Genomic DNA, 13,082 nt, shown 5'->3' on the forward strand with positions numbered 1-13,082 from the left:
AAACTAGACCAAAATATTGTTATGAAAATGATTGTCCTAGCCCCGATAGCCCCGAGGCTTCGAGTGGAAATCTTTTTGTGGCGTGGTTCGCCACAAAAGATTGAAAAGAATTGCTTCGCCAGTTCGCACTTTCAGGCTCGGGTGCGGGATTAGCTCCTAAAAAAAAGATTTTCTTTTATTAGAGAAACCGAAACTACAAAAAAAAAAAACCTGTGCAAACCAGTTCAATCCGTAAAATCCGCGGGCAATTACAAGCTAAATTCTCTTAATCTGAATACAAGAAACATTCTCCATTTTAACTTCTTTTCCCACTTTTTTAAGCAATCCTGTTATTTGATTTCTTTTAAATACCACTACGTTACCGGAAGTGACATTTGTGGCAATCAAAAACTTTCCAGTTTCATCAAGGGCAAAAACTCGTGGATGATTTCCTAAAGTCGATTGATAACCAACGTTTTTCAAAAGTCCGTTTTCATCAATAGAAAAAATGGCAATGTTGTTTTCTTTGCCTCGGTTTGTAGCGTAAAGAAATTTTCCGTCTGGTGAAATATGAATGTCTGAGCTTTCAAAACCAGATGTTATGGTGTCCGGATGAGTATTGATGCGTTGGATTTGTTTTAACGTTCCATCTTGATATTGATAAACACTAATAGATCCTGCCATTTCTTCAATACAATAACCAAATTTTTGGTTCGGATGAAAAGTAAAATGTCTTGGACCAGCTTCTAAATCTGTTTTGGTAAACGGAATTTTTGTTTCTGTTAATGGTTGTTTTTGGGTTGCATCAAAACGGTAACAGCGAATTTTATCGGCACCTAAATCGGGCAGGAATAAATAATTATTTTGAGGCGAAAATACAGCTGAATGAACATGAGATTTGGTTTGTCGCTCTTTATTGATACTTCCGTCAGTATATTGAAAATTCTGTGCAATCGAATCTATTTTTCCGTTTTCTAATATCGGGTGAACCGAAACACTTCCTTCTGTATAGTTGGCATTTGCCAGCCATTTTCCGCTTTTATGAATCGAGAGGTAAACAGGATTTTCACCGCCACTGGATTGTTTGTTTAAAAAAGTCAGGGTTTTGTTCTCAGGATTAAACTCAAAACTGCTCACACTTCCTGCATTTGGCGTTTTGGTATCGGTGCAGGCATAAAGGTATTTTCCGTTTGGCGACAAAGTCAAATACGACGGATTGATAATGTTTTTTGCTGAAGTTATTTTGTGGAGTTTTCCTTTTATAGTGTCTAATTGATACACCTGAATAGATTCTGCGGTAAGATCCCGATTATAACTTCCTAAAAAGACGTAAGTGTTTTGGGAGAAGCTATTTAAGGTAATGAGAAAAGCAATTGCTAAAAGGTATATTTTTTGGTTCATGTTTTTTACAAGGTTTGTTTTGTTTCAGGTTTCAGGTTTTCACTGAATAGTCACAGTTTTCAATCTACAATCTAAAATCAGCAATCTAAAATCAAAAATTACCTGATCCCTTTCCACCATTGTTGAAATTCTTGATTTTCGTTTCTGAGTTCAACTAGTTCCCCGATTTTTGGTGTAATTAACGGAATTGGATTTTCTGAAACTGCATTCAATTCGGTTACTTTTATCAAAGGTTCATCCCAGGAATGGAGAGACAAAGGAAATTTTGAGTTATGAACCGGAAATACTCTTTTCGCTTTTATCTCTTTCATGGCTTTTATAACATCTTCAGGTAGATTGTGAATGTATTTCCACGCTGGATTATATTGGCCATTATCGAGAAGTGCGATATCAAAAGGGCCAAATTTGTTACCAATTTCAGCATAATGCGTATCGTAACCGCTGTCGCCGCCCAGATACATTTTAAAATTGTTGGCTTCTAATACAAATGATGTCCAGAGTGTATTACAGCGATCAATACTTCTGCCTGAAAAATGTCGGGATGGAGTAGTGTAAAGTGTCAGATTCTGGTCGAGTTCTACTTTCTCATTCCAGTCTTTTTCGATGATATTTTCTTTGGAAAATTTCCAAAATTCAAGATGTGAACCAACTCCAAGTGCACAAACTACTTTTTTTATGTTAGGTTGCAGCGCCTTGATTGTTGCATAATCAAGATGATCGTAATGGTCGTGTGTGATCAATAAATAATCAATTTCCGGAATATCATTAGCGGTATAAATATCTGTTCCTTTGAATGCTTTTGTAGTTCCGTAAATAGGAGAGGCGTTGCCGCTAAAAACAGGATCAATAAGGAATCGTTTTCCTTCAAGCTGAATGTAATAGGAGGAATGCCCAAACCAAACCAAAACATCCTTATCGATAGAAAGTTCGTGTAGATTTGTTTTTACAGACGGAATACTATCTGTTGGAATTTTACGATATACTTTTTTAAATAAAAACTCATAGAATACTTTAGAGAAGCTATATCCCTTTGCGAGTTCAGGAGTAAAATGGATGTTTTCGAATTTTCCGTTTTTATAGTTGGGAGATTTTTGTAGTAAAGCTAATCTTTCTCCTGATGGCTTTTTTCCATATCTGGGATGTTGTGAAACAAAAATAAGAATGGCAAACAAAAGAATTATTAAGGTAAGGATCATGGTGGTATTTAATTTGAGGGATATAATTTTTTTAAATTTTCTAAAGAAAGTGAAATCATATTTTTAAGAACTTCAACATCGATATCGGCTAATTTTTTAATATAAATACAACCTTTTGAAGCTTTATGTTTTCCGAGTTTAGAAAGTAATTCGTCTTTATCGTCCGGCGAAGTATAAACATAAAGAGAAATGGCTGCTTTTCTTGGAGAAAACCCCACAAGAGGCGCATCGCCTTCGTGACCGCTGGCATATTTATAATGATAACTCCCGAAACCAATAATGCTTGGTCCCCACATTTTGGGCTTAAAGTGAGTGACTTCCTGCATTATTTTAATAAGTTCAAAAGCGTCATTTTTCTTGGTTTCGTCTTCAACAAAAGCATTTATAAAATCAAGAATACTTTCATTGGTTTCGGTAGTTTTATTCTTTGCCATTGTATTTATTTTTTATTGAGCAAATTGCTTTTCAGCAGAATATTTTTGATTTTTACTTCATTAGCATAAAACAAATCACGATTTTGATTCATTTGGTTTTCTAAAATAATTAAACTTACATCACTGTCAGGAAAATATAAATTTACAGAAGAAAAACCATCACCCAAGCCTGTGTGACCCACATATTTGACAGGTTCTTTATCAACAATTCTAAAGCCGTATCCGTAACCTATTTTTTCTGGTCCGAAGAAACTATTTTGAGCCGTTATATTGTACTTAAACAGTAATTGATAACTTTGTGGTTGCAGCAATTTTCCTTTATGAAGATTTTCGTTCCAGATGGCTAAATCACCTGCGGTTGAAACAATTCCGTTAGAAGAAGTACTTTCTATAGTAATCATCGTTTTTGATACTAATTTAAAAGCGTTATTGTTGTTGACATATCCGGAAACTAAATTTTTGATTGGAGCTGCAGAAAGACAAAGTGTATGTGTCATTTTTAGCTCTTTAAAAAAGGAATTTGCTACTTCATAATAGCTTTTTTTAGTAACCGATTCAATTATTTTTCCCAGTAAACTATAGCCTAAATCGCCATATTTAAAGTCACTTCCGGGTTTAAACGCCAGTGGTTTTTTCAAATCAACTATTCCGTGCGTATGATTTAAGAGTTGGTGAACCGTAACAGAATCTGCCCAGGTTTGGTTTAATTGCGGTAAATATTTCTTGATAGGTACCTGCAAGTCAATTCGGCCTTGTTCTACTTCTTTTAAGATTAAAACAGCCGTGATTTGTCTTGTATTTGACATTATTTCAAATTGACTGTCTGATTTTAAATATTTTCTGGTTTCAAAATTGGTAAAACCATATACTTTATTGTAAACTGTTTTTCCGTTTTTAGAAATCAGTACAACGCCATTAAATATTGGATTGCTAACGCTTATCAAACTATCAATTTGAGACGCATAATTGTTTTTTTTCTGAGCAAATAAAAAACTGCTGGAAAATAAAAGAATAGAGGATAATATAAAGGTAATTCGAAGATTGGAAGTCATTTTTTATTTTTTATTTCAAGTTTCAGGTTTCAGGTTTCAGGTTTCAGTCTTAGTCTCGGTTTTCAGTCAGTCTCAGTGAACACTCAGTTTTCAGTTCCGGTTGTAAACTGTTTACTGCGACTGCGACTAAGAACTAGAACATTCCATTTTTATTAATTGTTTCTTTTGGTACAGGTTGTCCTAAATCCCAGAATTCGACGATTTTATCTGCTTTGAATTTAAGAATATGAACAACTGCAAAACCGGGTTCTACAGGAGTTTGTTTTAAATGCGAATGTACGGCGACGAGATTTCCGTCTTCAAGAATATGATGAATTTTAAAAACTTTATTCGGATTTGTTCTTGTAGATTCTTCCATTGCCAGCATCAATGTATCGGCATCACCTTTAAAATAAGCATTATGATGTTTAAATTTATCACCAACATACAAACGAAATGCTTCGTGAGAATGCCCGTTTGCAGCGAGTTTTAAAAAGTCCTGGGCTATTTCTTTCTTAGTCATGATTTTAAAATTTAAAAAGCTAACTAAGTTATAAAATAAGAATTTAAGAAAATCAAAAAGAGATTACTTTTTATTCTAAACGTTTAAATTCATACACGCCATTATAACTTTGGCCAGCCCAAAAAAGAAATAATAATGCACCTGTATTATCCAGGGCTTCGTTTATAATTAAATTATTGTTTTTAGAAAGCGTAATACGTCTTTTATTGTTATTGCATCCGCCAAATAGATAGGGAATTCCGTTGCATTTCATGTATTTGTTGTCGAGATAAAACATACCGTCTTTTTTAAGCTCGCCTTTTATTTGCTGTTTTTTTATGCTGATATTGTTTTTAAACAATTCAATGCTCAATTCTGTATCATTAAGAATATTTAACTGAATGTGGTATGTATTCTGACCATTTAAAATTGAATCGCGGTCATCAAACTTTAAAATTTCATTTGTGGTGTAATTATAAGAGTTGATGACATTTTTAGAAAGATCAAAATCTGAATTTGCATTCTTTTTGTCGAATTTCTTTATAGGGAAGAAACTGTATTTTCCGTTAAATGAATTTAGTTCACTTTCGTTTATTTTAGTGTAGTCGTTTTTAAAATCTGTATTAGAAAAAGAAGCACAGTTTATTAATAAAACCGCAAGTAATAGAAGCAACAATAGTCTTGAAATCTTTTTCATATCCGATTTTGTGGTATTAAATGATAGTTAATGAGTTAGATTTTAGATAACGATTTTCATTAATGAGTTTTTTTGCTTCGGGACTAATCCAGAAATTTGGGCGATATAGTTTTGTATTGCTTTGCAATTTTGCTTTACTAGATAATGCTTTTATGTTTTTTATTAAATCATTAAATAACAAGGTATTGTTGAACTGATTGGTATCAACAACAGAATTGAATTTATCCGTAGAAAAACTTACCACTTTAGGATAAGTGAGTTCTAAGCCTATTGTACCTTCAGTATTCATATAAGCAATGCTTAAACTTTCTTTATCCTTAGAAAAGGTAAGATAAAAAGGACTGATATCAATTACAGGTTCTATTGGATCGACCAATTTAAAGGAATCAGAAAGAGTTCCTTTTTTGTCTGTAATTTCTTTAAAGCCAATTTTATTGATATCGTCGGTAATTGATAACCTTATTTTATCCTCGTAAAACCAATGTTCTTTTCGATCATATTCTTTGTTACCAATTATGATTTTATTATAAAAATCTTTGTAACCATCAAAGACATAAGATTTATCCGTTGCGGTATAATCTATGGCAACCCTTGTGTTTGTAATAACAAAGTAGAATTTAAGTTCACTGAAAATTGATTCAAATTGGTCAGGTGTAAGGATAAAATTAAATTTATTCCAGCCTTTTCCTGCGCCAAGTCCGCCAAAATAGCTCATAGATAATAGTTTAAGTTTAAGCAAGCATAAAGCTTACAATGGCATCAGAATGTATTTTTGTGGTATCAAAAACAGGAACAGAAAAATCAGATTGGTCTATTAATAACGGAATTTCGGTACAGCCTAAAATAATCCCTTCGGCGCCACGACCGATCAGTTGGTTTGCAATTTTGATATAGTTTTCTTTCGATTCCGGATTTATAATTCCTTTACCGAGTTCTTGTTTTAAAACCTGTTGTATATAATTTCGACTTTCCTGACTTTCCGGAATTAGCACATTTAATCCAAAACTTTTTAGACGGTCTTTATAAAAATCCATTTCCATAGAAAATGAAGTTCCTAGTAGGCCAACAGTCGTGATTTTTTCTTGTGTTATCGCTTTTGCAGTTTCAGTACCAATATGAATTAAGGGTACGTCAATTTCTTTTTCGATTTTGTCTGCATGCATATGGGCTGTATTGGCACATAGTACAATGGCATCAACGCCGCTTTTTTGCAAACTTAGACATGCATTCAATACCAGTTCGTATGAGTTTGGCCAGGTTTTTTCCTGAATGTCACCAAAGTTCAGAGAATAAATCAAACATTCTGCAAATTGCAGTCCGCCCAGTTTTTTATTAACGCCTTCGTTTATGAATTTATAATAATCTATTGTAGAAACCCAACTGGTTCCGCCTACGAGCCCAACTTTTTTCATTGTTTTTATTTATAAATCTTCAGACTTGATTTGTGAAATATCAATGCCTAATTTTTCAAATTCTTTTTGTCCAAGATCTGTAATATAATAGTTTTTATCCATGGCTTTGTTTTTTGCAATCCAGCCTTTTTCAGCAAAATTCTCTACAAGTAACTGCCCCAATTTTCCGCCAATATGTTCGTAACACATTTTAGCCGGTTTTCTTAAAACTGATTTCTCGCTCATTTTGAAAAATTTAAAGTTAAGCTTTTTTTGAAACGACTAATTTTCTAGCCAGATAAGCCATTGGTAAATATGCAAATGCAAGATCTATAATGTTATACCAAACTGGCGAAGGCAATGTACAGACATTGACGATACCTCCTAACAAAAAGAAAGCTCCAATTACCAAAGCCAATTCTGTTTTGCGACTGGCGGCAATTAAAGCTGTTGTTGCTGCACCGGCAAAAGTGCCTATGGCATGTGCAAGGAAAGGGAAAATAAAATGTTTAGGTTCAAATAAATGCATCGTCGCTTTTAATCCTTCCATAGTGGTAACATCTGTACCGTTTGGAGGTGGTATAACTGAACCACTCATTAAAATAATAGCCATATTGACAATGCTTCCAACAAAAAGGCCAATAATGACGGCCAAAGTATTCCTGAAAATCGGATTCATAATTTCAATTTTAGTATCACGAATTTATGAAAATTATGAACGCTATTTTTACGAAAACACTTTTTAACTAATTAAAGGAGTGTCTGAATTCTAAAGGAGATACATTTGTTTTGGTTTTAAACAATTTACTGAAAGATTGCTGATGCTCAAAACCCAATTCAAAAGCAATTTCGCTTATAGACAAGTTAGTTGTCGAAAGTTTTTCTTTGGCTTTTTCGATCAGTTTATCGTGTATGTGTTGTTGCGTGCTTTGACCAGTAAGTGATTTTAGCAATCCGCTTAGATAATTGGGGGTAATGTTTAGAGCATCTGCAATATATTGTACAGTTGGCAAACCTTTTTTAGCCATAGATTCACTGGCAAAATAATCGTCGAGCAAGTTCTCTAAACGAGCCAGAATTTGATGATTGCTTATTTTACGGGTTATAAATTGTCGGTTATAAAAACGCTCTGCATAAGTAAGCAATAATTCGATTTGTGCAATAATAACATCCTGACTGAATTTATCAATATTCGACTGATATTCCTGCTGGATATTTTTTATAATACCAATAATCATCTTTTCTTCTTTATCAGAAAGGTGCAAAGCTTCATGAACCGAATACCCAAAATACTCGTATTGCTTGATTTTTTTTGCCAGGGGCGTATTCCATAAAAAATCAGGATGGACCAATAATGACCATCCTGTATGTTGCAGCTCGGCATTTCCTTCTATAGAAAATACCTGACCTGGCGCAATAAACAACAAAACACCTTCTTTAAAATCATATTCCTGCTGACCATAACGCATCGTTGCATTAGCATGGCGTTTTAATGCAATTGAGTAAAAATCAAGCATCAAACTTTTGGGTTCCTCTTCATTTAGATGTTTGATATCCTCAAAATTATAAACGCTCACTAACGGATGTTGAGGCTTGGGCAAATCCCTAAACTCATGAAATTCGCTAATACTTTTTATTCGGTGTGGTTGCTGATTTGCCATAATCTAAGGTACTTATTTCTGGTTATAAATAGCAGCAAATTCTTTGGCATAATTGGCTAGTTTTGTTTTTCCCATTTCTGCCGGTTTGTTTTTATTGTAATCTTCACCAAGTAAACCGTTGTAAAGTCCGGCGTACATTTCGACCAAACCTTCGGCAATTTTAGGCTGGATTCCCACGTTTACCAAACCGTTTAGTGTTTCTTCATCGCTGATTAAAACCCATTTTAAATCCGGTTTTCCTATCGCTTCACCTAAAATACGAACTGTTTCATCGCCCGTAAGTTCTTCACTTACCACATAACGAACTTTTTTTCCGTCAAGCGGAGTTGTGATTTCCTTAGCAATTGCGGTGGCAATATCATTTGGAGAAACCCACGGAATCATTCTGTCAGCACCATAATTGGCTGCAATAATACCTTGCGATTTAATCACCGGAATATAAGCCAGCAGATTATAAAAGAAAGAAGTTGGACGCATAAAGGTAACCGAAACATCGTGAAGCTTTTTCAAAACCGTTTCTATCTCATTATAACGCTGAATAATCCCTGAATTTTGCTCTAAGTGCGCGCCAATACTACTTAAAAACACGACACGTTTTACACCCGATTTCTGAATAGCTTCGGCATAATTATTCCCAATTGTACGGGTAAAAGCGTCCAAATCAAGATTAGGGTCAAAATAATTCGCACGCGGAATCATACAATAAACCGCATCTGCGCCTGTAAAAGCTTTGGTTAAAAAAGTTACATCATCAACAGAACCAGTGGCTGCCAAAGCCCCAAGAGTTTCAATTTCGGCCTGCTTTTCAGTACTGCTGCTAATTACCGTAACCTCATGTCCTTTTTGCACTAACTCCTGAGTCAGTGGCTTGCTGATGTTCCCTAACGAACCTGTAATTGTAATTTTCATTTGTATCTATTTTTATAGTACAAAGTTGCGCAACATGCATCAGGCAGATTTAGCCAAAACTATTTTTGTCGTAGTCTAAAAATGGGTATCAAAAAGCTTAAAATTATTTTTCAGACAATTTTTTCTCATTTTCTGTCTGTGGTTTTCCATTTGCATTAGGTTCGCCTTTTCCGGTTGTAATGAGCTTTTTTAAACTGTTCTGAATGTAGTTTGTCCAGGCATCACGGCAAATTTGGAAACATTCGTATTCTGAGGTTAAACCAAAATGCGTAAAACGAAGTTCCGTTTTACCGTCTTTTTCAGCAATCTCAAAAGTAGGTTTCGTGCCTGTCCATTCCGTTTTGCCTTGGGTGAATTTAAAATAGTTTTCTTCGACCAGCCAAACGACTTTCTGATTCTCGATGACCTCGATCAGTTTTATTTTACAGCGATGAACATCCTCATAATGATAATCGAATACATCGTTAAGCTGAGCCGTATTGCCTTCGATTTCTTCAGACCACCAACCCCGAACATTGGTAACGGCGTCAAAAACTTCCTGAGGAGATTGGTCTACTTTTATAGTTGAGGTAAAATCTGTTGCACTCATTTTATTTGATTTTAGAAATTAGTACAACAAATTTAATCTTTAATAATCAATAGTCTAGGGATTAAAAAAGACAGTTTTAAGGGGTATATAAGACGAATTATTCTACAGATTCATAAACAAAAACAGTAAAGAAGCCGCCCTTGGGTTTAAAACTATAGTTGTTAAATTCCTTATACGGAAAAATGTCATCAAACCTTTTGGTCTTATACTATCTTCGGGTTAACTCAATAGTTTTTCCATCATTGAGTTTCTCGATATTTTTAGCAGAAAGTTCTCTATATCAACGTTTTTAGTATCAAGATAAAAAGAATAAAGAGAACTTAAAGTTCTCTTTGATGCGAAATTCGAATAAAATTAATTCAATTATTCAGGAATAAATTCTAAAATGTCTCCCGGCTGGCATTCTAAAACTTTGCAAATTGCTTCGAGTGTACTAAACCGAACCGCTTTTGCTTTACCTGTTTTTAATATCGAAAGATTCGAAAGCGTCAGGTCGACTTTTTCCGAAAGCTCATTCAATGACATTTTTCGTTTTGCCATCATAACATCTAAATTTACTATAATTGGCATAATTTATATGGTTAATTCGCTTTCCTTTTGCAGTTCAATTCCTTTTGCAAAAAGTTGTGAGATGAAATATAAAATGCCGGCAAAAAATAAAAAGGCATCTCCAAGTCCTATATGTTGCATTAAATTTGGAAGCTGGATTCCCATGGCGGTAAATTTTTCCGAATACGAAACGGTTACGTTACTCAAAAGCCCCACAATAAGTGAAAAACCACTCATTTTTTGAATCAGTTTTCCAATTGTTTCATGAAACGGACTAATAAAATTAATTTTCATGAAAATTTGAATTACTGCATAAAATATTAGCGCTTCAAAAATGGTAATTGCGGTAAGGCAGAAAACCATAATCGAGTAATCGATTTGATCATAAGCTTTTAATGCTGACAAATCTAAACCTAAAGGCAGATTTTTTGCCCCAACTTCATTAATAAACATACTAACCCCGTATGAGGCTAAAAGCGAACCTGCTTTTACGCAAAGTCCGATAAAAGCAATCCATGACACGATGTTCAGGAGCTTTAAAATGTAAGCTGATTTTGTTGACATAATGTTTTGATTTAAAAAGATATAGCGCAAAGATATGTAAATTTATTGTTTATCGATAAATATTTATTTTTTATTAGTTAAAATTTGTTTTTATTTAATAATAAGCAGACAAATAAAGTATTTACAATAACCATTTATCCTGCTGTCCGCTATATCTTTTCTGCCGAACAACGGCAAAAAAGGATATCACTCCCATCGGGGCTAAAGTAGAGGTTTAAGTTTTTATAAGAAATGAAGGTTAGGGTTTATAACCTAAATGTTCTAAACCTTTCGGGTTTGTGACTATAAACTTAGTCAAAGTTTTAAAACAAGAGTGTAAGGCACTTTTGTGAAAGCCCAATTTTAAAGTGGTATGCGCATTTAATTCCTATCTTCAAACATAGCCCGTGGTTTCAACCATGGGAACACAATACGAGGCGTGATAATATTGCACCCGTGGTTGAAACCACGGGCAATGTCTGACAAGTTTACACAATCTTGTCTTTTCGAGCGAAGGGAGAAATCACATATGTAAATAGACAATGATTAACCTCTTCTTTGCGGAGTTTCGTGAACGTGCTAAACCTGACAGGTTTTCAAAACCTGTCGGGTTTGCCAGGAAATTCGTTAAGCCACTTTTACGATTTTATTTCAAAACAAAAAGGAATAAAATCCGTTTAATATGTGGGCTATCTTAACCCCATTTCATAAAAAAATCAGGAATATTTTCTGTGGATGATATAAACAATTAAAAAATAAATAAAGAAAACCCAAAATACAAACCAGCCATAGCGCTGCGTGTTTACAATATTCTCGTAATAAGGTGTCTTTATCTTAAAATGAGACTTTGTAACGTTTTTTAAATTTTGAGCAAGAATCACATAGTTGGTCACTTCGAGTGAAGTGATAACAATGTTTTTAGCATCATAAATTTCTATTACGATCTTTTTTCCTTTGTATATATCATATAATCTGTAATTGTGGGAACCTTTTATATTATAATCCTGATCGTAAACTTTGCAGACATCATCAAAACTAATATCGCGGGAAGAATTTAAGAACGGATATGAGATGTTTAACCCGGTATTGGTAAGCGTAACTTTCTTTAATGTAAAAATCATATAAACACTTAAAAAAGCAAATAATGCAATCAAGCCGGCAAATACCCAAACAAAAGTATTTTCGATATTAACGGCAGTAAAATATTTTGGATTAAAAGTATAATAAGTAATAGTTGCAGAAAGCAGAAAAGTAAAAATACCCAAGCCAAGTAAAAGTAAATTAGGATTACCTACAATTGTTGTGGTGTCTTCTATTTCCGTTTTTTTGTAGTTTTTGGTCATTATTAATACTTTATTACTCAATCCGTTTTACCACGTTATTAAGGTCATCAACAACAAGTTTGAAAATGATTTTATTATCCGGGAAAAACTTTTGCATATCATTTCTTAAATCTACAAAAGGCTGTGAACCTATTACATCATCTTTAACCGATTCGTTGCACGAAATAGATATTTCGTAGTTATTATTGATCTTTTCCAGATAAACATACTTTGTTATGGCGTCGTCAAAAAAAGTTGTTTTTTGAAAAACTTCGGCGATTTTATCGACTTCATTTTCATTGATATTGTTTTGATACGCAATTTCATGTTTCATTGCGCCATATGTCTTTGTTGATTCTGTAAGTCTTCCGTTGGCAGTTTCGGTTAAAAAATAAGCACTAAAAACAGCACCAAGAAGAATTGATATCCCGATTATCGAAATTACAATTGTGCGCCCCCAGTTAAAATGTTCGCCACCATTTTCGATATGTTCATTGATTTGTTTTTCCTGATATAGTTTGGTATAATAAGCTGCAATACTCATATAAATAAGTGGAAAAACAATATTAGGAATCTTATCACTAATATTTTCAGGAATAAAAAAGATTAAAGCAAAGATACAAAGTGTCGCCAGTATTGTTATAATCCATGTTTTTTTTGCTTTCTCAGAATCGCCAAAAACTTTAAAATTTTCTGCCATAAAATATCCGGCAACTAACGGACCTCCTAAAAAAGTTCCAACACGAATTGCTTTTTCAGTATAAATTTTTTCTGTTGGGACTTCTTCAAAAACTGATTTTTCGAGTATTGTTTCTTCCATAAAATATTTTTAGGTAAAGGTTTTTCTTTTCAACGAAAATACAAATTAAAACCAAAAT

General features: G+C 33.7%; 17 protein-coding genes. All 17 read right to left on the minus strand.

Annotated features, from left to right (window positions below; genetic code table 11):
• Positions 1-255 precede the first annotated feature (255 nt).
• Entirely contained in the window at positions 256-1,380 is a 1,125-nt protein-coding gene (locus GIY83_RS02295; RefSeq protein ID WP_208684465.1) for a lactonase family protein, read from the minus strand.
• Positions 1,381-1,478: 98 nt separating this feature from the next.
• Positions 1,479-2,576 carry an MBL fold metallo-hydrolase gene (locus tag GIY83_RS02300; RefSeq protein ID WP_208684467.1) on the minus strand — a complete coding sequence of 366 codons (1,098 nt, stop codon included), beginning with the start codon at positions 2,574-2,576 and terminating at the stop codon, positions 1,479-1,481.
• An 8-nt stretch (positions 2,577-2,584) separates the two neighbouring features.
• Positions 2,585-3,010, minus strand: coding sequence for a DUF1801 domain-containing protein (locus tag GIY83_RS02305; RefSeq protein WP_208684469.1), 426 nt, complete (start codon positions 3,008-3,010; stop codon positions 2,585-2,587).
• 5 nt (positions 3,011-3,015) lie between these two features.
• On the minus strand, positions 3,016-4,062 hold the full coding sequence (locus GIY83_RS02310; RefSeq protein ID WP_208684471.1) for a serine hydrolase: 1,047 nt from the start codon (positions 4,060-4,062) through the stop codon (positions 3,016-3,018).
• A gap of 133 nt (positions 4,063-4,195) precedes the next feature.
• Entirely contained in the window at positions 4,196-4,564 is a 369-nt protein-coding gene (locus GIY83_RS02315) for a nuclear transport factor 2 family protein (RefSeq protein ID WP_208684473.1), read from the minus strand.
• A 70-nt stretch (positions 4,565-4,634) separates the two neighbouring features.
• Entirely contained in the window at positions 4,635-5,240 is a 606-nt protein-coding gene (locus tag GIY83_RS02320) for a hypothetical protein (RefSeq protein WP_194615818.1), read from the minus strand.
• A gap of 16 nt (positions 5,241-5,256) precedes the next feature.
• Positions 5,257-5,955 (minus strand): hypothetical protein, encoded by a 699-nt coding sequence (locus tag GIY83_RS02325; RefSeq protein ID WP_194615819.1) that lies wholly within the window; start codon positions 5,953-5,955, stop codon positions 5,257-5,259.
• Positions 5,956-5,971: 16 nt separating this feature from the next.
• The gene (locus GIY83_RS02330; RefSeq protein ID WP_194615820.1) at positions 5,972-6,652 is read right to left on the minus strand and encodes an aspartate/glutamate racemase family protein; all 681 of its coding nucleotides are present in this window, start codon (positions 6,650-6,652) and stop codon (positions 5,972-5,974) included.
• Positions 6,653-6,661: 9 nt separating this feature from the next.
• On the minus strand, positions 6,662-6,877 hold the full coding sequence (locus GIY83_RS02335) for an ArsR family transcriptional regulator (protein ID WP_194615821.1): 216 nt from the start codon (positions 6,875-6,877) through the stop codon (positions 6,662-6,664).
• Between the two features lie 16 nt (positions 6,878-6,893).
• Positions 6,894-7,310, minus strand: coding sequence for a hypothetical protein (locus GIY83_RS02340; RefSeq protein ID WP_208684475.1), 417 nt, complete (start codon positions 7,308-7,310; stop codon positions 6,894-6,896).
• A 67-nt stretch (positions 7,311-7,377) separates the two neighbouring features.
• Positions 7,378-8,292 (minus strand): AraC family transcriptional regulator, encoded by a 915-nt coding sequence (locus GIY83_RS02345; protein WP_208684477.1) that lies wholly within the window; start codon positions 8,290-8,292, stop codon positions 7,378-7,380.
• Between the two features lie 12 nt (positions 8,293-8,304).
• Positions 8,305-9,201 (minus strand): SDR family oxidoreductase, encoded by an 897-nt coding sequence (locus GIY83_RS02350; RefSeq protein ID WP_208684479.1) that lies wholly within the window; start codon positions 9,199-9,201, stop codon positions 8,305-8,307.
• A gap of 103 nt (positions 9,202-9,304) precedes the next feature.
• Positions 9,305-9,790, minus strand: a complete 486-nt coding sequence (locus GIY83_RS02355) for an SRPBCC domain-containing protein (RefSeq protein WP_208684481.1) — start codon at positions 9,788-9,790, stop codon at positions 9,305-9,307.
• A 363-nt stretch (positions 9,791-10,153) separates the two neighbouring features.
• Positions 10,154-10,360 (minus strand): helix-turn-helix transcriptional regulator, encoded by a 207-nt coding sequence (locus tag GIY83_RS02360; RefSeq protein WP_173971866.1) that lies wholly within the window; start codon positions 10,358-10,360, stop codon positions 10,154-10,156.
• 3 nt (positions 10,361-10,363) lie between these two features.
• Positions 10,364-10,903, minus strand: a complete 540-nt coding sequence (locus GIY83_RS02365; RefSeq protein WP_208684483.1) for a DUF2975 domain-containing protein — start codon at positions 10,901-10,903, stop codon at positions 10,364-10,366.
• Between the two features lie 695 nt (positions 10,904-11,598).
• A complete protein-coding gene (locus GIY83_RS02370; protein ID WP_208684485.1) occupies positions 11,599-12,225 on the minus strand; it encodes a hypothetical protein in 627 nt (208 codons plus the stop codon).
• Between the two features lie 13 nt (positions 12,226-12,238).
• The gene (locus tag GIY83_RS02375; protein ID WP_208684492.1) at positions 12,239-13,024 is read right to left on the minus strand and encodes a hypothetical protein; all 786 of its coding nucleotides are present in this window, start codon (positions 13,022-13,024) and stop codon (positions 12,239-12,241) included.
• Positions 13,025-13,082 lie beyond the last annotated feature (58 nt).

Origin of the sequence: Flavobacterium sp. SLB02 (assembly GCF_009664855.1) — a bacterium.
Classification (GTDB): Bacteria; Bacteroidota; Bacteroidia; order Flavobacteriales; family Flavobacteriaceae; genus Flavobacterium.